Raw genomic sequence first — 21,916 nt, 5'->3', positions numbered from 1 at the left:
CGCGTGCCCCTTTCCACACGAGCGCTGCTCGGAGAGACCGGCCCCGTCGCCGCGTTGCTCGGCCCGTCCTACGAGGCGCGCGAGCAGCAGTTGCGCATGGGCGACGCCGTCGCGCGTGCGATGGACCTGCGCCGGGTTCTCCTGGTCGAAGCCGGCACGGGCGTGGGCAAGTCGTTCGGCTACCTCGCGCCGGCGATCGAGCGCATCGTGCGCTTCGGCGAGCGCGTCGTCGTCGCGACCAACACCATCGCCCTGCAGGAACAGCTCCTGAGCAAGGACATCCCCGTCCTGCAGGCGGCGTGCGCGACGCTCGGGGCCGAGTTCAAGGCGGTCCTCGTCAAGGGGCGCGGCAACTACCTTTCGGTGCGCCGACTCAAGCTCGCCAGCGAGCGCCAGGAGAAGCTCCTCGCCGACGCGCCGTCGCGGCGCTCCCTCCATGTGATCGAGGACTGGGCCTACTCGACGACCGATGGCACGCTCTCGACGCTCCCCCCCCTCGAACGACCGGCGGTCTGGGATCGCGTCCAGTCCGACAGCGGCAACTGCATGGGCAAACGCTGCCCCACCTACGAGCAGTGCTTCTACCAATCCGCTCGGCGCGAGATGGAGAACGCCGACCTGCTCATCTGCAACCACGCCTTGTTCTTCAGCGACCTCGCGCTGCGCCAGCGCGCGACCGGCTTCCTGCCGACCTACGACCATGTCGTCCTTGACGAGGCGCACGGCGTGGAAGACACCGCCAGCGAGCATTTCGGGATCTCGCTCGCCGAGGGGCGGATCTGGCGCCTGCTCTCGCAACTCCACCAGGACCGCACCGGCAAGGGCTTTCTGCCGCAGCTGCACCTCAAGGACGGCGTCGATCTGCGCAACATCGAGGACGCCATCCACGCGGTCCGCGCGTGCGACGACGCGACCCGCGCGCTGTTCGACAACGCGCTGCGCCTGGTGGGGGGCGAGGTCAACGCGCACCGTCGCTACGAAGCCGGCGCGCTGGACAACCCCGTCACGCCGGCGTTCCGCGCGCTGTCCCTGAAGCTCAAGGCGATGAAGGACGACGCGCACCGAGAGGACGACCGCTTTGAGCTCAACGCCTACGCCGAGCGCGCCGAGGCCATCGCGATCGAGGCCGAGGCCCTGACCGACCAGCTCCTCGACGGGTGCGTCTACTGGGTCGAGACGGCGCACCCGGCGACCTCGTCGCAGGTCCGCGTCACGATCGCGTGCGCGCCGGTGGAGGTCGGCATGATCCTGCGCGAGACGCTCTTCACCGGGAAACGCTCGGTCACGCTGACCTCGGCCACGCTCTCCGGTGGGGGGGCGGGGGCTGCGGGCGCTTCCAACGCCGAGTTCGGGCACGTCAAGGACCGGCTGGGCGTGGATGACGCCGACACGCTGACGCTGGGGAGCCCGTTCGACTACGCACGCCAGGTGCGCCTGCTCGTCGATGTCTCGATGCCCGACCCGCGCGCGCCCGAGTACACGACGCGTCTCGCGCACGCGATCGTCGAGCACGCGTCGTCGACGAGGGGCGGCGCCTTCGCGCTGTTCACCTCGAACGCGACGATGCGCGCCGCCGCTCGCATCGCCAGGCCGCTGCTGGCGTCGTCGGGGATGACGCTGCTCGTCCAGGACGACGACGGCTCGCGGGCCGCGATCCTCCAGCGCTTCCGCGAGGAGCCCGGCCCGGTGCTCTTCGGCGTGTCGTCGTTCTGGCAGGGTGTGGATGTCCGCGGCGACGCGCTGCGCAACGTGATCATCACCCGCCTGCCCTTCGAGCCCCCGGACCGCCCGCTCACCCAGGCGCGCCTCGAGCTGATCCGCCAGCGAGGGGGCGACCCGTTCACCGACGACTCGCTCCCTCGCGCCGTGATCCGCTTCAAACAGGGGTTCGGGCGTCTGATTCGCTCCAGGTCGGACTCCGGGCGCGTGGTCGTGCTCGACCCCCGGATCGCGACCAAGTCGTACGGGCGGGCCTTCCTCGCGGCGCTGCCCGAGGGCGTCCGCGTGGAGCGAGTCGGGGATGATTTCCCGATCGATCCGTGGGAATCCTGACATTTCCCGCACGCCCGCCTTCAATACCACGCCCGGCGCACGCCAGAACCCACGCCGGGGTATCTTGCGAGCCCGGTTCACCCCGCTCCTCCTCGAAGGATCGTCTCTCCATGCTCGGACGCGTGTTCAAGGCCTACGACATCCGCGGCGTCTACCCCGACCCGCTCTCCGACAAGCTCGCGTGGCAGATCGGCTTCGGCTGCGGCAAACACCTCGTCGAGGTCGCCCGCGCCGAGGGCTACCGCACCCCCATGATGACCAACATCGTCGTGGGACGCGACATGCGCAAGAGCAGCCCCACGCTCCTCAAGCAGCTCGTCGACGGGATCACCTCCTCTGGCGCCAATGTCATCGATGTCGGGCTCGTCGACACGCCCTTCATCTATTTCGCGATCAACCACCTCGACTGCGCCGGCGGCGTGCAGACCACCGCGTCGCACAACCCGCCCCAGTACAACGGCTTCAAGGTCTCACGCCGCAAGGCCAAGCCCGTGGGCGAGACCACCGGGCTCGCCGAGGTGCGCAAGGCCGCCGCCCTTGCCGACCCCAACGCCGCCCACCCCGGCAAGGGACGCTCCGAGTCGCGCGACCTCTGGGAGGCCTACACCGAGCACGTGCGCCGGTTCGTCAACCTCAACGGGCGCAAGATCAAGGTCGCGATCGACGCGAGCAACGGCATGGCCGGCACCGCGGTCCCTCGCATCTTCGGCAAGAAGGGCGCGTCCATCCCCGGCCTCGAGATCGTCGAGATCAACTTCGACAACAGCAAGGGCGAGTTCGTCCACGAGCCAAACCCCCTCGTCGCGAGCAACCTGCGACAGGTCCAGGACGCCGTCCTCAAGGAGAAGTGCGACCTGGGCATCTGTTTCGACGGCGACGCCGACCGGATCGTGGCGATCGACGAGAAGGGCGAGGTCATCTCCTGCGACCACCTCACCGCCTGGCTGGCGAAGTGGTTCCTCGCGAGCAACCCCGGCGCCGGCATCGTCTACGACCTGCGTTCGAGCAAGGCGCTCGAGGAAGACGTGAAGGCCGCGGGCGGCGTCCCGCTGCGCAGCCGCGTCGGCCACGTGTTCATGAAGCAGATCATGGCCGAGAAGGGTTGCGTCTTCGGGGGTGAGCTCTCCGGACACTTCTATTTCCGCGACAACTTCAACGCCGACTCGGGCGTGATCGCGATGGGGACCGTCCTGTCGGCGCTCGCGCAGAGCAAGAAGCCGCTTTCGGAGCTCATCCGGCCCGTCCTTCGATACCCCCAGTCGGGCGAGCGGAACTTCGAGATCGAGGACAAGGACGGCGCCCTCGCGAAGCTCAAGGAGCAGTTCGGCAAGCGCGGACGCGTCGACGAGCTCGACGGCGTGACCATCGACTGCTTCGACTCCGAGGGATGGTGGTGCAACGTGCGCAAGAGCAACACCGAGCCCCTGCTGCGTCTGAACCTCGAGGCGCGCAACGACCGCACGCTGCGCGAGATGATCGACGCGCTCTCCCCGCTCCTCGGGACGCCTTCACACCACTGAGACACCCGCCGCACGCCCGGCACGGAACGCGAGGGCCACGCCATGAACTACACCCGCTTCTTCGAGCACTGGAACATCGCCGAGAACCCCTTCCGCGCCGAAGAGGCGCGCCACGACTCGGTCTTCGCGCGCGTCGAGAGCGTCACGCTCCACCCCGACTTCGAGAAGATCGTCGGTGATCTGCACCGCCCGTCGACATCGATCGTTTTCGGCGAGAAGGGCAGCGGCAAGACCGCGATCCGCATGCAGATCGAGCGCCTCATCGCGGCGCACAACGCGTCGCGATCGTCCGACCGCGTGCTGCTCGTCCCCTACGACGACCTCAACCCCATCCTCGACCGGCTCCACGCGCGATTCGGCAGCGAGAAGGACGACATCCTCTCGTCGCTGAAAAAGGTACGGCTCGTCGACCACATGGACGGCGTGCTCTCCGCCGCCGTCACGCGCACCGTCGACGCCCTGCTCGCCGGGGCCAAGACACCCACCGACCTCGCCGACGGGGCGACCAAGCGGCTCCGCCAGCTCGACCCGGGCGTCAAGGGCGACCTGCTCGCGCTGCAGGCGATCTACGACGCGAACCCCTCGCCGGCTGCGCGCACCGCGGCGCTGCGCGCGCGAACCCGCCCGCCGCTGGAGCGGTCCGATCTGCTCTGGAACGCGCTCGCGTGGATGGGCTGGCTCATCCCGGCGGGCGTCATCGGGGTATTCTATCTCGTCGGGGGCGATCGCACGAACCTGAACTGGCTCTACGCGTTCCTCATAGCGCTGCTGGCGTGGGCGTTGCTGCTCGCGAAGAAGTACGCGTGGGACCGGCTGCTGCTCAAGCGCCTGGCGAGCCGCCTGCGCAGGCAGGTGCGCGTGACGCCCGGCTCGACCGAATCGCTCGCCGCGTCGCTCGCCCTCGTGCCGCGCGCGGCGCGCCACCCGTCCACGCTGCCGCTGACGAGCGCCGACGACACCCGCTACGCGATGTTCGCGCGTCTGCGGGCCGCGCTCGCGCCGCTGGGCGTGGGCAGTCTGATCGTCGTGGTCGATCGGATGGACGAGCCGACGCTCGTCAGCGGCGACGCCGACCGCATGCGAGCCGTCGTGTGGCCGATGCTCAACAACAAGTTCCTCCAGATGGACCGCGTCGGCTTCAAGCTGCTGCTGCCCATCGAGCTTCGGCACGCGCTCTTCCGCGAATCCTCGGCGTTCTTCCAGGAGGCGCGCCTCGATAAGTCCAACATGATCGAGCGCCTCCAGTGGACGGGCGCCATGCTCTACGACCTCTGCAACGCCCGGCTCCAGGCGTGCGCCCGCGAGGGGTCCAAGCCCCTCACCCTGCGAGACATCTTCGACGACGATGTCTCGCGCCAGGACATCGTCGACGCGCTCGACCAGATGCGCCAGCCGCGCGACGCGTTCAAGATGCTCTACCAGTGCGTCCAGGAGCACTGCAGCAACGTCACCGAAGACCAGCCCGCGTGGCGCATCCCGCGACTCACGCTCGACCAGGTGCGCAAGCAGCAGGCCGAACGCGTCCAGCAGTTGTGGCACGGCGTCCGCCCGGCCTGACCGCCCGGCAACGCCCCATAACGCGATGTTCTGATTTTCCTTGGTGCTGTGCTCGCGCGCCGGTAATCTCGTTCCGTCTGCGAGTGAAGTGCCCCGCTCTTTCGGCCGATCGCGTCCGAGAGCGCACTGTCACCGCTTCTCCTATTCGCAGACGAGGACGAGATGAGCACCATCACCACCGCCGCACGCGCCGCGCTGCTTTCCGCCGCAGCCGTCGCTTCCTTCACAAACGCCGCCAGCGCCGTCGTCGTCTTCGGAGCCGACTCCGGGGCCCGCATGGACGCGCCGCAGCTCGGCTTCGTCGGCTCGTGGAACGGATCGTCCGCCGTCGCCGTCGGCGACCGCTGGATCATCACCGCCGCCCACGTCGGCGGGCGCGCGAAAGGGACCTTCGACCTCGCCGGCGAGCGCTACCGCGGCGTCGAGCGCGTGGTCAATGTCGGCGCCGACCTCGCGCTCATCCGCCTCGACCGCGATCTCCCCGGCTGGCACACGATCACCTCCGATGTCTCGCGCAGAGACGAGGTGCTGCTCGCCGGCGCAGGGCGCGTCGCGGGCGACCTCGTGCGCGCCGAGACCTACGCGTGGTCGCGCGAACGCGAACTGACCTGGGGCGAGAACGTCATCGACAAGATCTCGAGGGGACGCATCGAGATGACCTTCGACGCCGGTCGGCGCGGCGCCCTTGAGTTCGAGGCCGGCTTCGCGCTCAACGACTCCGGCGGCGGCGTCTTCGTGGTCTCCGAGCAGGGCGAGCTCCTCCTCGCCGGCGTCGCGCGGGGCGTCTCCGAACTCAATGTCACCCGGCGCGGCTCGAAGAGCTACGCCACGCTCCTCGCCGATCACCTCGGCTGGATCAACTCCATCCTCGGCGAGCAGCAGAACTTCTTCGCACTCTGGCTCGACTCCCAGGACCAGGCCGGAGAATTCGTCGACGCCATCGCGCAGGCCCCCGCACCCGGCGCTGGCTTCGCGATCCTCGGCTTCTGCGGCATCTTCGCCTCCCGCCGCCGCCGCTGAAACCGCGTCAGCATCGAGACTGGCTCTGGCATTCCCACTCCCGCTCGCGAGAGGGCGCAGGGGGAGGGTCTTCTCCCGCTCCGCTCACTCCCCCGGGATGTACGAGATCACGCCTTCCCAAGGCGAGCTCGCCGTCGCGTACTTCTTCTTGCCGATCCGACCCGCCAGATACGACTGCCTCCCCGCGACGCACGCGTGTCGCATCGCGCTCGCCATGAGCACCGCGTCTTTCGCGTGCGCGATGCCCGTGTTCAGCAGCACGCCGTCGGCGCCGAGCTCCATCGCGATCGACACATCGCTCGCGCAGCCCACGCCAGCATCGACGATCACCGGGTACGACGCGTCGCCTTCTTTCAGCAACTCCAGACACAGCGCGATGTTGTTCGGGTTCAGCACGCCCTGCCCGCTGCCGATGGGCGAGCCCGCCGGCATCACGCTCGTCGCGCCCGCTTCTTTCAGGCGCGCCGCCGCGATCGGGTCGTCGCTCGTGTAGCACAGCACCTCGAACCCATCCTTCACGAGTTCGCGGCACGCCTCGAGCGTCCCGGCCGGATCGGGCAGCAGCGTCTTCTTGTCCCCCAGCACCTCGAGCTTCACCCACGAGGCGCCGGGATTCTCGAGCTGCTCAAGGATGTCGCGCCCCAGCCGCGACACGCGCACCGCGTCCTCAGCGCTGAAACACCCCGCCGTGTTCGGGAGGATCGTGTATCGGCGCAGGTCGATGAAATCGAGCAGACTCTCGCCCTTCTCGTTGATGAGCCGCTCGCGCCGCACCGCGACCGTCACGACCTCCGCGCCGCTCGCGTCCAGCGCCGCCTGCATCGTCGGGTAATCCCGGTACTTCCCCGTCCCGACGATCAGCCGGCTCTCAAACACCCTCGACCCGATCTTCAGCGACCCGTCACTCACGCGAATACTCCTGCGTTCCTTCTCAGTTCTCTCTCTGCCGCTCCCACTCCTGTCTCGCGAAGCGAGATGGGAGCGGGCCGGGGTGAGGGCTACCAACTCTCATCGCCCCGCTGCACAACTCTCTCTCTGCTTCTCATCTTCTCTTCTCTTCTCTTCTCTTCTCTTCTCCCGTGTGCCCCGTGCCTCGTGCCCCTTGCCTTCCCCCTCAACCCCCTCCCACCAGCGTCACGATCTCCACCACATCCCCGTCCTTCAATTCCCGCGATTCCCGATCCCGACGGGGCACGAGCGCCCGGTTCACCTCCACCGCGCAGGCCGTCCCCTCCAACCCACGCAGCGTCACCAGCCCCTCGACGGTAAGACCTTCGTCAGGGACCCGAATCCGCTCGCCATTGACGGTGAGAATCATTCCGTGAGACTATAGATCCTCCGTCGCCCCGACCCTCACCCGGAACCCCAATGCGCTGGATCCTCGCTGGAACACTCACCGGACTCGCCGCCCTCCTCGTCGGGCTCGCGATGTTCCTCACCATCGAGCGCAAACCCGCCGACACCTTCACCTACAAACGCGACACACCCGACGCCGTCATCGAGTCCGTCTTCCTCGCCCTCGAAAGCGGCGACGCCGGCTCGCTCCACCGCTTCGTCTACGCCGAAACATCCGAGATCGAACTCGTCCTCGGAGAGATCGGGCGCCTCCTCGGCAGTCTCCAGCGACTCTCCGGGACCATCCAGCAGCGATTCCCCGACGAGGTCGCGCGCCTGAAGACCGAGGCCGCCGCCCGCGCCGCCGCCGGTCGCGGCGCCCGTGGCATCCTCGACGCCGCTCGCAGCGCGAACCGCGGCCAGGGCGCGCCCACCCGCTCCGATCCCGCCTTCAACGCCGCCGCCGGAGCGATCCTCGCCGACCCGCTCGGTTGGCTCGAGCGCGCGAAGGGGCGCGTGAGCACCATCCAGATCGCCGACCAGACCGCCGCCGTGCTCATCGACGACCGCCCGGCCTTCGGCATCGGCATGACGATGCGCCTCGAAGAGGGCGTGTGGTGGATCGAGCTCCCCCTGCGAGCCCCCGGCATCGCGCGATTCGCGCCGCGCACGACCGAGGAGCATCAGGTCCTCGCCTCGATGCTGCGCGTGCTCGACAACACCGTCGTCGAACTCGACGCCGACCTGAAGCGAGGCGAAGCCAACACCCTCGACGAGGCCGCCTCCCTCGCCGGGCGAAAGGCCTTCGGCCCCATCGCGATCGTCTTCATCGCCTACCAGCGCGCCCTCGAGGCCCGCACCGCCGCCCCAAACCCCGGCCCCTCGCGCTAAACCACCCGCCCCCCAGCGGATATCATCCACCCGCCAACGCGGGCGTAGCTCAATGGCAGAGCGTCAGCCTTCCAAGCTGAATGTTGAGGGTTCGAATCCCTTCGCCCGCTTTGAACGTAAGTTCCGCCGGAATCGCCCCTTGCGATGACCCGTCGACCGTCGACGGCGCGGCCCAGGACGCAAAACAGCGCGGTGTTACACCGCGCTCCGCGTCACGGAGTCGCCCAACGATGCCCAAAACTCCCGCGTACCGCACCCGCAAGGGCTACGACCAGGCCCTCGTCACACTCACCGATTCCAGAACCGGCAAACGCCGCGACTACTGGCTCGGCGCGCACGGCACGCCCGCAAGCCGCGAGCGCTACCACCGCCTCGTCGCCGAGTGGGAGTCCCTCCAGCGCCGCCTCCCCGAGCCCGAGCGCGCAGCGCCCTCGCCGCAGGACCCAGGCGCGCTCACCGTCGGCGAACTCATCGTCCGCTACTGGCAGTGGACCGGCGCGAACAACGCCACGCGCGAGCGCGAGCACTTCCGCCCCGTCCTCCGCATGCTGCGCGACACCGACGCGACCACGCCCGTCGACGCGTACGGGCCCAGGCGACTCCGCCTCCTCCGCGAGCGCATGATGCGCGCCGAGCCCGACGCCGACCCGCCGCGCGCCGCCTGGTCGAGGCAGTACATCAACCAGCAGACCAAGCGCGTGCAGCGCGTCTTCAAGTGGGGCGTCTCGCACGAACTCGTCCCGCCCTCGGTCACCCAGGCGCTCGCCACGCTCGAGCCGCTCAAGCGCGGCCGCACCGCCGCGCGCGAGACCGAGAAGGTCCGCCCCGCCGACCTCGCCATCGTCGAGGCCGCGATCCCCTTCATGAGCAGGCAGACCGCCGCCCTCGTGCGGCTGCAACTTCTCACCGGCGCGCGCCCGGGCGAACTCCTCGGCATGCGCCCCGCCGACATCGACACCGGCGCGCACGGGCGCGCGCCGGGCGGCGGGGGGGTCTGGATCTTCCGCCCCGAGGAGCACAAGAACGCCCACCGAGGCCGCGAGCGCACCGTCTACCTCGGCCCGCGCGCGCAGGCGATCATCGCGCCCTTCCTCGAGGGCCGCGGCCACCACACGCCCCTCTTCAGCCCGGCCGAAGCCGAGGCCGAGCGCCGAGAGGCGCTCCACGCCCGCCGCAAAACCCCTCTGTCCTGCGGCAACCGCCCCGGCTCCAACAAGCGCGACGAGCCGTCCAAGACCGCGGGCGACCGCTACACCGCGCCGACCTACTACCGCGCCATCGAGTACGCCTGCGAGGCCGCCTTCCCGCCCCCGCCGCCCCTGGGCCGCAAGCCCGGCGAGACCCGCGCCCAGTGGCGCGCCCGCCAGACGCCCGCGACAAGAAAGGAACTCAAGGCCTGGCGCAAAGCACACACATTCACGCCCTACCAATTGCGCCACTCCGCCGCGACGCTCATTCGCCGCGACTTCGGCCTCGAGGCCGCCCAGCTCGTCCTGGGCCACGCCAGCGCCACGATCACCGACGCCGTATACGCCGAGCGGGACGCGGGGAAAGTGATCGAGGTGATGCGGCGAGTTGGGTGAAACGAACCGACCGGCCTGGATCGTAGTGAATATACTCGGCCATGATAAAGACAACTGCGCTGAACACACTTGCGTTGCGAGACTCCGACATTCAGGCCGTCCGCACCATCGGAGCCCGCGACATCTGGGGCATCGACGAACTCCCCGAGTCGCTCGACCCCACGACGTTGCTCGAGCTCGACCGCCGCGGCCTCGTCGAGGTTCGGATGGTCGTCGTGAAGAACACGCAGGAGCACCCCGACGACCCGCCCACCCAACTCATCCAGCGCCACGCATGGTTCTCGCCGTACATGGAGCCGTGGAAGGCCGGCGAGTGGGGGGGACATTCGCTCACCGACCGTCAGCGCGACCACTGGAAGCATCCCATCGAGGTCCGGCTCACGCGGCGCGGCCGTGATATCTACTACGACAATCTGGACAGCGACAACTCCTCAAGCGAGAGCAAGCAGGCCGAGCGGTTCCTTCCCACGCGTGACTTCCCGAAGGATTTCGCGGACCGACTCCAGCGCGCAGCATCCGCCCCGAGGAAGTTGAAGCGGGTTCGTCGCAAGAAAGTTGGGGGCATCTGGCACTACTCGTACGAGGACGCGCTGAAGCATTGGCCGGTCGAACTCCAAGAGCTCGACAAGAAAATGCGTAAAGGGAGGTCATAACAGCCGCGCCGGGGTCCCGGGCTCTTCCATTGCCGATTTCGCTTGGCACAATGTTGACATGCCCGCGAAGAGCCAGAACACAGAAGCAGATTTCGAGAGCGTCCCTCACTATGGCAGCCGCGCCGAGAGGCTTCAAGGTTTGCAGCAAGTCCCGCAGGCTCAGGAGCCCGCGAGAACGGGCGCCGACCGAGCTGGATCGGTTGAGCGTCACGGGCGCTACCTGTCCCTCTCCCAAGCTTCCCGCCTCGTCCCCGGCCAAACCTCGCCCAACGCCGTCTGGCGCTGGTGCCGCCGGGGCGTCCTCGCTCGGTCCGGTGAGCGCGTGCACCTGCAGCACGTCCGCCTCGGCGGCAAGTTGCTGACGACGCGCCGGTGGCTCGACGAGTTCGGCGAGCGTCTCGCCGCCGCGGACAAGACTTACTTCAACCTCACGCAGCCCCAGCCGCGTGCGCCCGCTGCGCCCATCGCCGCCGCGCCGAGCACCCCGGCCGACCGGCGCTGGCGATCAACCAGAACCGGCGCACGCGCACGATCCAAGAGCGACACCGCGGCCGCGCTCGCCGAGCGCCACGCCCGCGTCGCCGCCGAGCTCGACGCGGAGGGCCTGTGATGCCCCGAGTCGACCTCGCATCGTTCGCGGCGCGATACCTGCAGGCGGGCCTCGCCGTGCTCCCCGCACGACGCGAGCGAAAGCAACCGGCAGTGACGTCGTGGAAGAAATTCCAAGACTCACTTCCGACCCTCGATGACATCGACGGCTGGTTCGTCAAAGCCACTCCCGACGCGCTCTGCATCGTCTGCGGCGCCGTCTCCGGCAACCTCGAGGTCCTCGACTTCGACCAGAAGGCCGCTCTCTACGAGGAATGGGCCGCGCTGGTGCGAGACGAAGCACCCGGTCTCTTCGAGCGTCTCGTGATCGAGCGGTCCCAGTCCGGCGGCATCCATGTCCTGTACCGCTCGACGGAACCAGTCGGCGGCAACGCCGTGCTGGCCGCCGAGATCAACGACGCCGTGCAAGCCACGCTCATCGAAACGCGCGGCGAGGGCGGCCTGATCCTCTGCGCACCCACACCCGGCTACGAACTCCTCCAGGGTCAGCTCCACGCGCTGCCCGTCCTCAGCGGCGACGAGGTCGAAACGCTCCGCTCCGCCGCCTCGGCGCTCGACCGCCGCACGCCGACCATGATTCTGGACACGACGCCGCGTACCTCAAAGAGCGAACAGGACCGCCCCGGCGACCGCTTCAACCGCGAGGGCGACCTCCGCCCGATTCTGGAGCGGCACGGCTGGCGCCGGTGGAGGCGCGGCGACAACGAGTACTGGACGCGCCCAGGCAAAGCGGCCGGCGTGAGTGCGACCTTCAACGGCGAGTGCTTCTTCGTCCACTCGAGCAACGCCGCGCCTTTCGAACATCAAAGGGGCTACAGCAAGTTCACGGCGTTCACGCTGCTCGAGCACGGCGGCGACTTCAGGAAGGCGGCGAAGGCGCTGCGACGCGAGAGCCCTCCCCCCGTGGTCAACGACGACAGCGCCGATGCGGACGGCGTCGATGGCGACGCGCTCGTCCAGATGCTGGGCAAGACAGATCCGCGCAGCGGCAGGATCGCCCTCTCGCCCGCGCACACGCTGCCGACCGCGAGGGCGTTCATCGACAGGTATTACTCACACGAAGACGGGCCAACGCTGCACTACACGGACGGCGCGTTCTACGCGTGGCAGAACAACCGCTATATCGCCGTCGAGGACGCTGCGCTCCGCCAGCGGCTGCAGCAATGGCTCCACACCGCCGTGACGCCGCGGATGAAAGTCAGGTCGGGCGATGTCGAGTTCACCACGTTCTGCGCGAACCCCCGAACGGTGCACGACGCGCTGGCCGCGCTGCAGATGCATGCACACATTGACGGCGCCGACGGCGGGCCGCGCTGGATCGGCGAGCAGGAAGAGGCGCCGCCGCCCCGCGAGCTGCTCTGCTTTCCCGCGCTCACCCTGCACATCCCGTCCCGGCGCGCGATGCCTCCAACGCCGCGTCTCTTCGTCACCAACGCGCTCAACTACGACTACGACGCCGACGCGCCTGCGCCGGTCGAGTGGCTGCGTTTCCTCAGAGACCTCTTCGGCGACGACTCCGAGTCCGTCGAACTGCTCCAGGAGTGGTTCGGCTACTGCCTCGTGCCCGACACGCGATTGCAGAAGATGCTCCTCATCGTCGGCCCGCCGCGGTCGGGCAAGGGCACGATCGGACGCGTCCTCAGCGGCGTGGTCGGGCAGTCCAACGTGACGGGGCCGACCGTCGGGTCTCTGGCGTCACAGTTCGGCCTTCATTCCCTGGTCGGGAAGTCGATCGCGATCGTCAGCGACGCCCGGTTCAGCGGGCACGACTCCGGCACGCTCGTCGAGCGATTGCTCTGCATCAGCGGCGAGGACCTGTTGACCATCGATCGGAAATACCTCTCTGCCGTCACCCTCCGACTGACCACGCGGATGATGTTCCTCAGCAACGAGATCCCTCAACTGGCCGACGCCAGCGGCGCGCTGGCCTCCCGCTTCCTGATCCTGCGGCTGACCGAGAGTCATCTGGGCCGCGAGGACGAGGGACTGCTCGAGCGACTCAGCGTCGAACGACCGGGCATCCTGCTCTGGGCGCTCGAAGGGCTGGACCGATTGCGCGCCCGCGGTCGCTTCAATCCACCCGCCTCTACGAGCGACATCGGCGACACGATGCGTGACGGGGGTTCCCCGATCCAAGCCTTCGTGCGCGAGCGTTGCACGATCGGCGACGACTTGCGTTCGGATGTTGCCGAGCTCTTCCAAGACTGGACATCGTGGGCGGCCGCGCAGGGCGTTCAGGAGGCCGGGAACGTCCAGCGATTTGGCGTCCTTCTCAGCGCCGCGTTTCCGAAGGTCACGCGCCGGCGCGGCACGCGGAACACCTTCTATCAGGGGATCGCGCTTAAGGAGCGCCCCCGATGACCGCTTCACCGTCGCGAACCGTCGCGACGGTTGGCATTGCTTCTCTCTCTCTCTCTCTCTCTCTCTCTCTCTCCTCACTCTTGCTTCACCTCTTCTCTCGTACGCGATGAAATGTCAACCGTCGCGACGGTTCGCGACGGTGCGCCCCCACAAAGGGTGTGATGCGCCCACTTCCTTCCGGAGCCCCCATGCACATCGACCTCCGACCCACCGCCTCCGTCCGCCCCTACGACCGAAACCCTCGCCACAACAAGGACGCCGTCGCCGCCGTCGCCGAGAGCATCCGGCGCTTCGGCTTCCGCCAGCCCGTCGTCGTCGACGCCGAGGGCGTCATCGTCTGCGGCCACACGCGCTGGAAGGCCGCCGGCGAACTCGGCCTCGAGCAGATCCCCGTCCATGTCGCGTCCGATCTCACCCCCGAGCAGGTCCGCGCGTACCGCGTCGCCGACAACAAGACCGCCGAGATCGCCTCCTGGGACATCGCCGCGCTCTCGGGCGAACTCGGTGAGATGCTGAGCGACCCCGCGCTCGACGACCTCGACTGGACGCTGCTCGGCTTCGACCCCGACGAACTCGCGCGCCTCACCGGCACGCTCGTGACCGAGGGCCTCACCGACCCCGACGACGTCCCCCTCCCGCCCGACAAGCCCGTCACCAGGCCGGGCGACCTCGTCATCCTCGGCGACCACCGCCTGCTCTGCGCCGACAGTTCCTCGCGCGAAGACCTCGCGCGACTGCTCGACGGAGGCGCCGTCCACCTCGTCAACACCGACCCGCCGTACAACGTCAAGGTCGAGCCGCGCAGCAACAACGCCATCGCCGCCGGCAACTCGTCCTTCACCGCTCCCGAGAAGAAGCACCACCAGAAGTTCGACCTCGCACGACACCCAGAGAAGGCAAAGCCCACAGCGAAGAAGATGCGGGCCAAGGACCGGCCGCTGATCAACGACTTCGTCACCGACGAGGAGTTTGCGCGGCTGCTCCTGGCCTGGTTTGGCAACGCCGCCGACGCGCTCGAGCCCGGGCGCGGCTTCTACATCTGGGGCGGCTACGCCAACATCGCCAACTACCCCTCGGCGCTCAAGGCGAGCGGGCTCTACTTCTCGCAGGCGATCATCTGGCACAAGATGCACCCCGTCCTCACGCGCAAGGACTTCATGGGCGACCACGAGTGGTGCTTCTACGGCTGGAAGGAGGGCGCCGCGCATGTCTACCTCGGCCCCAACAACATCCCCGACGTGTGGTCGATCAAGAAGGTCAACCCGCAATCGATGATGCATTTGACGGAGAAGCCCGTCGATCTCGCCCGGCGCGCCATCGAGTACTCCTCGCGACCCGGCGAGACCGTCCTCGACCTCTTCGGCGGCAGCGGCAGCACGCTCATCGCCTGCGAGCAGACCGCCCGCCACGCGCGCCTCATGGAGATCGACCCCGCGTACTGCGATGTGATCGTGGAGCGGTGGGAGAAGTTCACGGGGAGGAAGGCGGAGCGATTTCCGTCAGGCTCCAAGGAACCCTTCGACGCTCGGAGCCGGGCGTGATGCCGCTACGACTCGGTCAACGGTTCGAGGTAAGCGTGGTAGGCGTAGACCCGATCGCGCTGCTTGCCGGTGGTCTCGCGAGGATGCACTTCAGGAGGATCGCGGTCCCGCCATCCTTGAACGCTACGAAACGATCGTTTCTTAGTTGGCAGCGCTAAGAAACGACCGTTTCTCTGGCCATACTGCCCTGCAGCCACAGATAGCGCCGCCATCGACACGAAGGGGGTATACCGGGATGCATGACATGATCGACGACGACCTCACAACGGAGCCCGACGCCGAGGGCGGCCAGGACAGCGCCGACGGCCTCACGACGCGCCAGGAGCGCGCCATCGGCTTCCTCCTCGTCGAGCCCAGCATCGCCCGTGCCGCCACGGCGGCGGGAGTGGGGGAGCGCACGCTCCACCGCTGGCTCGACGACCCCCCGTTCGCACGCGCCTACCGCGCCGCGCGCCGGCGCGCCTTCGAGCAGGCCGTCGCGATGACCCACCGCTACGCGACGCTCGCCGTGCAGTCGCTCGCGCGGATCATCGCCGACAACGCCGCCCCCGCCTCGGCGCGCATCGCCGCCGCCACATCCGTCCTGCGCTTCGCGCGCGAGGGCATCGAGCTCGACGACATCCTCGAGCGCGTCGAGTCACTCGAGGCCGCCGCCCGCACCCGCGAGGAGGCAGCGCCATGACCACCGGGACCGTCGCCGTCTCCTACGGCACGCCCGAAGGCGCGGGCGACCTCGGCCAGCCGTGGATCTTCCCGCACAGCGCCGCCGCGCCCGACGGCGACCTCGCGGTCTCGAGCGTCGACGCCGACGCGCTCATCGCCGACACCGTGACCGACCTGCTCGCGCGCAACACCTCGTTCGGCCCCATCCCCAGCCGCGCGCGGCTCGCCTCGCTCGCGTTCACCGTGCGCGCGATGAGCGTCGGAAGCAAGGGAACCGCCGCTCTCACGTTCGTGCGCTTCCGCGCGGGCCCGTACGACTCGGGCAACCTCGTCACGCCCATCACGCTCTCCACAACCGCGCAGGACTACTCCTTCGACCTCGCGCACGCCCCGGCGATCCCCTCCGCCGCCGCGCTCGCCGCGGGAGGGCAGTGGTCCGTCCGCTTCGCCGCCGTCAGCGGCTCGTGCGCCGTAGCGGTGGACGCCGTCGCCGGCCCCGCCTTCGCGCTCGTGCGCCTCCGCCCGCGCGGGCTCCTGTCGCGCAACTACCGCTCACGCAACTTCCGAGCGAGGTGACCCGTGCCGCACCCCCTCGCCGCGCGCCTGGCCCGGCTCGAGCGCACCGCCGCGACCACCGCGCGCGGTTGCGATGACTGCCGCCACGGCGTAGGCCTCGCCTTCGTCTGGGCTCGCCACGGCGGGCCCGACGACGCCCCGTGCCCGCGCCGGTGCAACGCCTGCGGGCGCGTGGGCCCCCCGCGCACCGTCCGCGTCGTCCGCGGCCCCACCCCCGCCCCGGGCGACCGCGGCATCCAAGGGGATCCCCTGTGTTGATCCCCGGCGCCCCGTTCGGTAACTGGTCAGTCGCGCTTTGAAGAGAAAGCGCGACTGCCACGACCCGCAACGAGGACCGCCATGCCGCCCACACCCCGCCCCGCGCGCCGCCTCCCGCCCGAACCGCTCACCAGCGACGAGGTCGCCGCCCTCTTCCGCGCGTGCAACGACGGCTCGCTCACGCAGATCCGCAACCGCGCGCTGCTCGCCGTGCTGTACCGCGCTGGCCTGCGCATCCGCGAGGCGCTCGCGCTCGAGCGCAAGGACCTCGACATGAACGCCTGCGCCATCCGCGTCCTCCGCGGCAAGGGCAACCGCCCGCGCACCGTCGGCATCGACGCGCGCGCCATGCAGACAGTGGGGGAGTGGCTCGCCGCGCGCGACGCGCTGCCCAACCCCACGACCACGCGCGCCATCTTCGTCACGCTCCGAGGCCGCACGATCACCGCCCCCATGACGACCTCCTACGCGCGCACCCTCCTCACGCGCCTGGGCCAGCGCGCCGACATCGCCAAACGCGTCCACCCCCACGGCCTCCGCCACACCATGGCCGCCGAACTCCGCGCCGAAGGCGTCGACATCGCGATCATCTCCCGCCAACTCGGCCACCGCAGCATCTCCACGACGGCGCGCTACCTCGACCACCTGGCCCCGCTCGCCGTCATCGAGGCGATGAGGGGGAGGGGGTGGTGAGGGGAGCACATCGCCGGGATGTCGCTATTCAGACTCGGCCACGACACCCGCGTCGCGTAGTTTGGAATCCTGCCATTCGGCATAGGTGGCGCCGCTTTCGTCGGCGACCCACTCAAGGCGTCCGTTCGCGTTACGCCCGAGCACAACGGACGCCGCCGTGCTGGGACTCGTGAACGCCACATTCTCGGTGAACCGCAGCAACTCCGCTGTCGCGCCCTCGGCGAGTTTCCCCTCGTCGAGCAACTGATCGCGGAGCGCTTTCCCGGTTGTCCACGATGAGACGCCCGACCTTCTCGCCGTCGAACCAGTCAGCACGACGAACTCCCCGTTGATCTCCCGTGCCTGCGCGTTCGTACCCGAGCCCTTCAGCACGAACATCGGCGAGTGATCCGCTTTCGCGCTCTCGATGACCTGGAATACCGAAGGCGCCTTCTGCAAGAAGGCATGCCCCAGCACGGGCAGCACCATCTCGACCTGAGCGCAGAAGTACTCCATGTCCGCGATGTCCGACTCCGGCAGCGCCGGTCGCGGCGGCACCGTCCCGTTCACCAGCACCGCCCGACCCGCCGCTTTCGCGATCTCGATCAGACGACTCTCCAGGTACCGCCCATGCGCCTTCGTGAGATTCTCGTCCTTGCTGACGAAGACCACGGTCCGCTCCCAGAAGTCCTTGGACTGATCCCGGTCGTGGTGGGCCAGACGCGCCTTCACGCAGTCCGCTTCGCCGATGTACAGCCGATCCCTTCCCGGCTTCTCCGGATCGGGTCCGATGAGCAGGTAGACGCCCGTCTTCCCCAACTCCTCTCGCTTCACGATGTCCGCGAGCCGCGAACGCGGGGCCACCAGCACCTTCCCGGTCCAGTTGGATATCTCCGCAACAAGCGGGCCGGTGGGTGAGCCATCAACGAGATAAAGCCGGATCGTCCTACCAAGCATCAGGGCAGTCTACTGGCCACCCAACCACCCGCACAACCGCCGCCCACGCCCCGCCCCAACCCATTACAATCCCCCCCTCACGCCCCGCGGCATCCGGCGGTCTTCCGGCCTCGCACACGCGATCACGCCCGATGCCGCCCCCCGAGTTAGGCGGCGTGCGCGATTCGAGCGTGAGATGTCTGAGTCTGAACCAGATCAAGAATACCCAGGCAGCCTGAGGACTGAGCCCGATGCCCAAAATCTTTGACAACATCGAAGCCCACCTGCTTGGGGCTCTGTCTCAGGCGATGGAACTGTCGCAGAGATCAGATTTCTGCGTTGGCTACTTCAACCTGCGCGGATGGCGGCAGATCGATTCGCTCGTCGAACGTTGGGCAGGTGGCGATGGCCATTGCTGCAGGTTGCTCGTCGGCATGCAGCAGATGCCCCACGATCAGCTTCGCTCAGCGATGAGTCTTATGAAGGGTGAAGAGCAGATCGATCAGGCAACGGCCGTTGCCTTGAAAAGAAAGCTGGCCGAGGACTTCCGTGACCAGCTGACGATGGGCGTCCCCACCGATGCGGACGAAGCGGGCCTCCGGCGATTGGCTGCGCAGATCACCTCACAGAAGGTAGTGGTAAAGCTCTTCCTGCGACACCCGCTTCACGCCAAGCTTTATCTGCTCTTTCGCCATGATCCTCTAAACCCAAAAATTGGCTATCTCGGAAGCAGCAACCTCACTCTCGCCGGCCTCTCGAAACAAGGCGAGCTGAACGTCGACGTGATGGATCAGGACGCGTGCGATAAGCTCGCCCAGTGGTTTGAGAGCAGGTGGAACGACCGGTTCTGCATCGACATCTCCCAGGAGCTCGTCGACATCATCAACAACAGCTGGGCGCGTCCCGAACCGATTCCTCCCTATCACATCTATATTAAGACCGCCTATCACCTGTCCCAGGAAGCTCGTGCCGGCCTGGTGGAGTTTCGCATACCCAGTGACTTTGGCAACAGGCTCTTCGAATTTCAGAAAGCAGCAGTGAAGATCGCAGCCCGTCACCTCAACCAGCGTGGCGGCGTGGTCATTGGCGACGTGGTCGGCCTGGGCAAGACGCTTATGGCCACTGCACTCGCCCGTATCTTTGAGGATGACCACGGGGTTGAGACGCTGATCATTTGTCCGAAGAATCTCGTGCGGATGTGGGAGCACTACCGTCAGCAGTATCGTCTTCGCGCGAAAGTGCTTTCCATCACACAGACCCAGCGAGAGCTTCCCGACCTCCGTCGCTTTCGGCTCGTGCTGATAGACGAGAGCCATAATCTGCGCAACCGTGGGGGAAGCCGCTACCGCGCTATCGCGGAATACATCGCCGCCAACGACAGCCGAGTGATCCTGCTGTCGGCGACGCCTTACAACAAGACCTACCTTGACCTGTCAAACCAGCTTCGTCTCTTCATCGACGAGCACAAGGATATCGGATCACGCCCTGAGAAGCTCCTTCGAGAGCTTGGCGAAGCGGAGTTCATCCGGAGGCACCAGTGCCCATTGCGTTCCTTGGCTGCCTTTGAGAAGAGCGAGTACGCCGATGACTGGCGTGAGCTCATGCGCGGGTATCTCGTGCGCCGTACACGAACATTCATCCAGGACAACTATGCCAAACTCGATCCCGTGCGTGGTCGCAAGTACCTCGAGTTCGAGGACGGCACACGCTCATACTTCCCGACCCGTGTGCCCAAGACAGTCAAGTTCAATCTGAGCGAGAAGGATCCCAACGACCAGTACGCACGCCTATTCGCTGACGATGTAGTCAAGGCAGTGGATGAACTTACGCTGCCACGATACGGACTCGGGAACTACCAGAAGCCGACGCCTCATGATCCGCCCACGACAGACGAGGCGAGGGTGCTTGCCGATCTTTCTCGCGCGGGAACACGCCTCAAAGGATTCTGCCGCACAAACCTCTTCAAGCGGCTGGAAAGCAGCGGGCATGCGTTCGTTCTCTCCGTCGAGCGTCACATCCTCCGCAACTTTATCTGTCTCCATGCCATCGAGAACGGCCTGCCTATCCCAATCGGCACCCAAGACATGGGCCTTCTCGACACATGGGCTAGTGACCAGGATACCGACTTGTGGGCGCCCGCCTCCGACGACGACGACAATGTCGACGCCGACCCCGCCGCGTCCATCCGTGAACTGATGACCGAACCCGAGTTGCATGCAAGAGCGAGCGAGATCTACGCTGCCTACGCGACTCAGTTCCGCCGTCGTTTCAAGTGGCTCAAGCCGGAACTGTTCACCGAGGACCTGGCGGAAGACCTTCGCAAGGATGCGGCGACCCTCATGCGCGTCCTGATGAATGCCGGAGGCTGGGACGCCAATCGAGACGCGAAGCTTCATGCGCTGCTCTCGCTGCTCGCTGAGCAGCATCCTCGCGACAAAGTTCTCGTGTTTTCTCAGTTTGCCGATACGATCAACTACCTTGGCGAACAGATGAAAGCGCGCGGCGTGCGCGCCCTCGAAGCAGTCACCGGTGATACGGATGATCCGACAGCTATCGCATACCGATTCAGTCCAGTCAGCAACGACAAACGCGCCCAGATCCAACCCGCAGATGAGTTGCGCGTCGTTCTGGCGACCGATGTCCTCAGTGAAGGCCAGAACCTTCAGGACTGCTCCGTCATCGTCAATTTCGACCTACCCTGGGCGATCATCCGCCTGATCCAGCGGGCCGGCCGTGTCGATCGCATCGGCCAGCAGTCGGACACGATCATGTGCTACTCGTTCCTGCCCGCCGAAGGCGTAGAACGCATCATCCGCCTCCGCTCCCGAGTGCGTCAGCGGCTCTTGGAGAACGCGGAGGTCGTCGGCGCCGACGAGAGGTTCTTTGAGGATCAGGATGATTCCCATGGCGTCCGCGACCTCTTCACCGAAAAGGCTGGCATCCTCGACGGCGACGACGACGCCGAGGTCGACCTCGGCTCCTACGCCTATCAGATCTGGAAAAACGCCATCGACCGAGACCCTGAACTGGAAAAGATCATCCCTGCCATGCCGGACGTGGTCTATTCCACGAGACCACACACGCCAACGACCGATCAGCCAGAAGGGGCGCTCGTCTACATGCGCACCGCGGAAGGGACCGACGCTCTGGCATGGATCGACAAGGAGGGCTCCAGCGTCACCGAGTCGCAGTTCACCATCCTGAGAGCCGCAGAGTGCGCGCCCGATACCCCGGCGTTGCCAAGGCATGACCAGCACCACGAGTTAGTCGCTCAGGGCGTCAAGCAGATCGTTGAGAAGGAAAGGTCCGTAGGGGGCCAAATCGGACGAGCATCCAGCGCGCGGCGAAGGACCTACGAGCGGCTTAAATCCTACGCCGACGCGATCAAGGGCACGCTCTTCGATACGCCTGAACTCCTCAAGGCCATCGAAGACATCTACAGGTTTCCGCTGCTCCAATCCGCGACCGACACACTCAACAGGCAACTCAAGAGTGGTGTCAGCGACCATCAACTCGCAGAACTCGTCACATCGCTGCGCGCCGATGCGCGACTCTGCCGGGTTATCGAGGACACAGATTCCAACGAACCCCATGTCATCTGCTCACTCGGTCTCAGGAGTGAAGCCGCGCTGCCCGCAGGCCATGGCCCCGCACCTCGTTCTTCAGGCAAGACGCTCAAGGAGTGAACC

17 protein-coding genes and 1 tRNA gene are annotated in these 21,916 nt (G+C 67.3%); 15 read left to right on the top strand and 3 right to left on the bottom strand.

Annotation, left to right across the window (positions count from 1 at the left end):
- Window positions 1-3: 3 nt before the first annotated feature.
- From KF684_02835 to KF684_02820, 4 genes are all read left to right on the top strand, one after another.
- Window positions 4-2,052 (top strand): hypothetical protein, encoded by a 2,049-nt coding sequence (locus tag KF684_02835; protein MBX3351845.1) that lies wholly within the window; start codon window positions 4-6, stop codon window positions 2,050-2,052.
- 110 nt (window positions 2,053-2,162) lie between these two features.
- Window positions 2,163-3,572, top strand: coding sequence for a phosphomannomutase/phosphoglucomutase (locus KF684_02830; protein ID MBX3351844.1), 1,410 nt, complete (start codon window positions 2,163-2,165; stop codon window positions 3,570-3,572).
- Between the two features lie 42 nt (window positions 3,573-3,614).
- Window positions 3,615-5,129: a hypothetical protein gene (locus KF684_02825; GenBank protein ID MBX3351843.1), complete on the top strand. Its 1,515-nt coding sequence runs from the start codon at window positions 3,615-3,617 to the stop codon at window positions 5,127-5,129.
- A gap of 162 nt (window positions 5,130-5,291) precedes the next feature.
- Window positions 5,292-6,149 (top strand): hypothetical protein, encoded by an 858-nt coding sequence (locus KF684_02820; protein MBX3351842.1) that lies wholly within the window; start codon window positions 5,292-5,294, stop codon window positions 6,147-6,149.
- Between the two features lie 84 nt (window positions 6,150-6,233).
- On the opposite strand, the gene KF684_02815 is transcribed toward KF684_02820, so the two are convergent.
- On the bottom strand, window positions 6,234-7,043 hold the full coding sequence (locus KF684_02815) for a thiazole synthase (GenBank protein MBX3351841.1): 810 nt from the start codon (window positions 7,041-7,043) through the stop codon (window positions 6,234-6,236).
- A gap of 220 nt (window positions 7,044-7,263) precedes the next feature.
- The gene (gene thiS, locus KF684_02810; protein MBX3351840.1) at window positions 7,264-7,467 is read right to left on the bottom strand and encodes a sulfur carrier protein ThiS; all 204 of its coding nucleotides are present in this window, start codon (window positions 7,465-7,467) and stop codon (window positions 7,264-7,266) included.
- A gap of 50 nt (window positions 7,468-7,517) precedes the next feature.
- Here thiS and KF684_02805 point away from each other — a divergent pair, with 50 nt between their 5' ends.
- From KF684_02805 to KF684_02760, 10 genes are all read left to right on the top strand, one after another.
- Window positions 7,518-8,375: a hypothetical protein gene (locus KF684_02805; protein MBX3351839.1), complete on the top strand. Its 858-nt coding sequence runs from the start codon at window positions 7,518-7,520 to the stop codon at window positions 8,373-8,375.
- 38 nt (window positions 8,376-8,413) lie between these two features.
- Window positions 8,414-8,485, top strand: a tRNA-Gly gene (locus tag KF684_02800).
- A 120-nt stretch (window positions 8,486-8,605) separates the two neighbouring features.
- Entirely contained in the window at window positions 8,606-9,958 is a 1,353-nt protein-coding gene (locus tag KF684_02795) for a site-specific integrase (GenBank protein ID MBX3351838.1), read from the top strand.
- A gap of 41 nt (window positions 9,959-9,999) precedes the next feature.
- Window positions 10,000-10,611 carry a hypothetical protein gene (locus tag KF684_02790; protein MBX3351837.1) on the top strand — a complete coding sequence of 204 codons (612 nt, stop codon included), beginning with the start codon at window positions 10,000-10,002 and terminating at the stop codon, window positions 10,609-10,611.
- Window positions 10,612-10,933: 322 nt separating this feature from the next.
- Window positions 10,934-11,221, top strand: coding sequence for a hypothetical protein (locus KF684_02785; GenBank protein ID MBX3351836.1), 288 nt, complete (start codon window positions 10,934-10,936; stop codon window positions 11,219-11,221).
- Window positions 11,221-13,581, top strand: a complete 2,361-nt coding sequence (locus KF684_02780) for a bifunctional DNA primase/polymerase (GenBank protein ID MBX3351835.1) — start codon at window positions 11,221-11,223, stop codon at window positions 13,579-13,581. Before KF684_02785 ends, KF684_02780 begins: the two co-directional genes overlap by 1 nt.
- A 188-nt stretch (window positions 13,582-13,769) precedes the next feature.
- Window positions 13,770-15,122 carry a ParB N-terminal domain-containing protein gene (locus KF684_02775; protein MBX3351834.1) on the top strand — a complete coding sequence of 451 codons (1,353 nt, stop codon included), beginning with the start codon at window positions 13,770-13,772 and terminating at the stop codon, window positions 15,120-15,122.
- Between the two features lie 235 nt (window positions 15,123-15,357).
- Window positions 15,358-15,804: a hypothetical protein gene (locus KF684_02770; protein MBX3351833.1), complete on the top strand. Its 447-nt coding sequence runs from the start codon at window positions 15,358-15,360 to the stop codon at window positions 15,802-15,804.
- Window positions 15,801-16,361 (top strand): hypothetical protein, encoded by a 561-nt coding sequence (locus KF684_02765; protein ID MBX3351832.1) that lies wholly within the window; start codon window positions 15,801-15,803, stop codon window positions 16,359-16,361. The genes KF684_02770 and KF684_02765 overlap by 4 nt, the downstream gene beginning before the upstream one ends.
- Before the next feature lie 339 nt (window positions 16,362-16,700).
- On the top strand, window positions 16,701-17,312 hold the full coding sequence (locus KF684_02760; protein MBX3351831.1) for a tyrosine-type recombinase/integrase: 612 nt from the start codon (window positions 16,701-16,703) through the stop codon (window positions 17,310-17,312).
- Window positions 17,313-17,336: 24 nt separating this feature from the next.
- Here KF684_02760 and KF684_02755 read toward each other — a convergent pair whose 3' ends face one another.
- A complete protein-coding gene (locus KF684_02755; GenBank protein ID MBX3351830.1) occupies window positions 17,337-18,248 on the bottom strand; it encodes a GIY-YIG nuclease family protein in 912 nt (303 codons plus the stop codon).
- A 230-nt stretch (window positions 18,249-18,478) separates the two neighbouring features.
- On the opposite strand from KF684_02755, the gene KF684_02750 reads away from it, so the two are divergent.
- A complete protein-coding gene (locus KF684_02750; GenBank protein MBX3351829.1) occupies window positions 18,479-21,913 on the top strand; it encodes an NgoFVII family restriction endonuclease in 3,435 nt (1,144 codons plus the stop codon).
- Window positions 21,914-21,916 lie beyond the last annotated feature (3 nt).

This window comes from Phycisphaeraceae bacterium (assembly GCA_019636675.1).
GTDB lineage: Bacteria > Planctomycetota > Phycisphaerae > Phycisphaerales > UBA1924 > JAHBXC01.
Note: the sequence above shows the minus strand (reverse complement) of the source record. Positions and strands in the feature narration are given on the sequence as shown.

Bases quoted from the DNA above. Each gene is read 5' to 3' on its own strand.
- KF684_02790 (MBX3351837.1), top strand. From the start codon at position 10,000: ATGATAAAGACAACTGCGCTGAACACACTTGCGTTGCGAGACTCCGAC.
- KF684_02760 (MBX3351831.1), top strand. From the start codon at position 16,701: ATGCCGCCCACACCCCGCCCCGCGCGCCGCCTCCCGCCCGAACCGCTC.
- KF684_02770 (MBX3351833.1), top strand. From the start codon at position 15,358: ATGCATGACATGATCGACGACGACCTCACAACGGAGCCCGACGCCGAG.
- KF684_02775 (MBX3351834.1), top strand. From the start codon at position 13,770: ATGCACATCGACCTCCGACCCACCGCCTCCGTCCGCCCCTACGACCGA.
- thiS (MBX3351840.1), bottom strand. From the start codon at position 7,467: ATGATTCTCACCGTCAATGGCGAGCGGATTCGGGTCCCTGACGAAGGT.
- KF684_02780 (MBX3351835.1), top strand. From the start codon at position 11,221: ATGCCCCGAGTCGACCTCGCATCGTTCGCGGCGCGATACCTGCAGGCG.
- KF684_02755 (MBX3351830.1), bottom strand. From the start codon at position 18,248: ATGCTTGGTAGGACGATCCGGCTTTATCTCGTTGATGGCTCACCCACC.
- KF684_02820 (MBX3351842.1), top strand. From the start codon at position 5,292: ATGAGCACCATCACCACCGCCGCACGCGCCGCGCTGCTTTCCGCCGCA.
- KF684_02805 (MBX3351839.1), top strand. From the start codon at position 7,518: ATGCGCTGGATCCTCGCTGGAACACTCACCGGACTCGCCGCCCTCCTC.
- KF684_02830 (MBX3351844.1), top strand. From the start codon at position 2,163: ATGCTCGGACGCGTGTTCAAGGCCTACGACATCCGCGGCGTCTACCCC.
- KF684_02795 (MBX3351838.1), top strand. From the start codon at position 8,606: ATGCCCAAAACTCCCGCGTACCGCACCCGCAAGGGCTACGACCAGGCC.
- KF684_02825 (MBX3351843.1), top strand. From the start codon at position 3,615: ATGAACTACACCCGCTTCTTCGAGCACTGGAACATCGCCGAGAACCCC.
- KF684_02750 (MBX3351829.1), top strand. From the start codon at position 18,479: ATGCCCAAAATCTTTGACAACATCGAAGCCCACCTGCTTGGGGCTCTG.
- KF684_02765 (MBX3351832.1), top strand. From the start codon at position 15,801: ATGACCACCGGGACCGTCGCCGTCTCCTACGGCACGCCCGAAGGCGCG.